This window comes from Microbispora sp. NPDC049633 (assembly GCF_040675265.1).
Classification (GTDB): domain Bacteria; phylum Actinomycetota; class Actinomycetes; order Streptosporangiales; family Streptosporangiaceae; genus Microbispora; species Microbispora maris.
Window position 1 is genome coordinate 1 of sequence record NZ_JBFAOO010000404.1, and the last position, 1,785, is coordinate 1,785.

2 protein-coding genes are annotated in these 1,785 nt (G+C 73.4%); both read left to right on the forward strand.

Features of this window, described 5'->3' with window-relative positions:
• Positions 1–455, forward strand: a 455-nt coding sequence (locus AB0J39_RS39400; RefSeq protein ID WP_363474302.1) for an MFS transporter, incomplete at its 5' end; no start/stop codon positions are given.
• An 89-nt stretch (positions 456–544) separates the two neighbouring features.
• Positions 545–1,785, forward strand: a 1,241-nt coding sequence (gene purB / locus AB0J39_RS39405) for an adenylosuccinate lyase (protein WP_363474304.1), incomplete at its 3' end; no start/stop codon positions are given.

Below are 1,785 nucleotides of genomic sequence, written 5' to 3' on the forward strand. Positions count from 1 at the left end.
CGGCCGTCGCGCACCGGATGCCGCGCCGGGTGGTGTTCTTCGCCGGGTTCCTGCTGGCCGGGGCGCCGCGGTTCCTGGTCCTCGCGGCCGACGCGCCGATGTGGGTGGTGCTGGCGGTGTTCGCCGCGAGCGGGGCCGGCGGCGGCTTCCTCAACCCGATCCTGGGGGCGATCGCCTTCGAACGGGTGCCGCACGGCCTGCGCGGCCGCGTCAACGCCCTGGGCGACTCGATGGCGTGGGCGGGCATCCCCCTCGGCGGGCTGATCGCGGGGGCGGTCGTGGTCACGGCAGGGCTCGTACCGGCGCTGCTGATCGCGGGCACGGCGTACTTCCTGACCACCAACCTGGCCGCGCTGCTGCCGCAGTGGCGTGAGATGGACCGCCTGCGCGGCCGGGGCGCGCGGCAGCCGGCGGCCGAGCCCGACACCCGGCCCGTCGGCAGCGACGTCCGGTGAAGCGCCGGGGTGCGCGGGTGCGCGGCCCGGCACCTGCGCACGGCACCTGCGCACGGCCGGGCGGTACGGGCTCAATAGACTGGGCCAACGTGAATGCCAAGCCGCGTATCCCGAATGTCCTGGCCGCCCGTTACGCCTCGCCGGAGCTGGCCCGCCTGTGGTCCCCCGAGTACAAGGTGGTGCTGGAGCGCAGGCTCTGGCTCGCCGTCGTGAAGGCCCAGGCCGACCTCGGGATCGAGGTGCCCGAGCAGGCGGTCGCCGACTACGAGAAGGTCGTCGAGCAGGTCGACCTGGCCTCCATCGCCGAGCGGGAGAAGGTCACCCGGCACGACGTGAAGGCCCGCATCGAGGAGTTCAACGCCCTGGCGGGGCACGAGCACGTCCACAAGGGCATGACCTCCCGCGACCTGACCGAGAACGTCGAGCAGCTGCAGATCCGCGACAGCCTGCTGCTGGTGCGCGGCCGGGTCGTTGCGCTGCTGGCCCGCCTGGGCCGTCTGGCCGCCGAGCACTCCGCGACCGTCATGGCCGGGCGCTCGCACAACGTCGCCGCGCAGGCCACCACGCTCGGCAAGCGCTTCGCCACCGCCGCCGACGAACTGCTGGTGGCCTACGAGCGGCTGGAGGACCTGCTGGAGCGCTACCCGCTGCGCGGCGTCAAGGGCCCGGTCGGGACCGCCCAGGACATGCTCGACCTGCTCGGCGGCGAGGACCGGCTGGCCGCGCTGGAGGACCGCGTCGCCGCGCACCTCGGGTTCGCCCGCCGGTTCACCAGCGTCGGCCAGGTCTACCCCCGCTCGCTCGACTACGACGTGCTGACCGCGCTGGTGCAGCTGGCCGCCGCTCCCTCCTCCCTGGCCAAGACCATCCGCCTGATGGCCGGGCACGAGCTGGTGACCGAGGGCTTCAAGGAGGGCCAGGTCGGCTCGTCGGCGATGCCGCACAAGATGAACACCCGCTCCTGCGAGCGGGTCAACGGCCTCACCGTGATCCTGCGCGGGTACGCCTCCATGGCCGGGGAGCTCGCCGGCGACCAGTGGAACGAGGGCGACGTGTCCTGCTCGGTCGTGCGCCGGGTCGCCCTGCCCGACGCGTTCTTCGCCTTCGACGGCCTGGTGGAGACCATGCTGACCGTGCTCGACGAGTTCGGCGCGTTCCCCGCGGTGATCGAGGCCGAGCTGGGCCGCTACCTGCCGTTCCTCGCCACGACCAAGATGCTGATGGCGGCGGTGCGGTCCGGGGTCGGCCGCGAGACCGCCCACGAGATCATCAAGGAGCACGCGGTCGCCTCGGCGCTGGCCATGCGCTCGCGCGGCGCCGGCAACGAGCT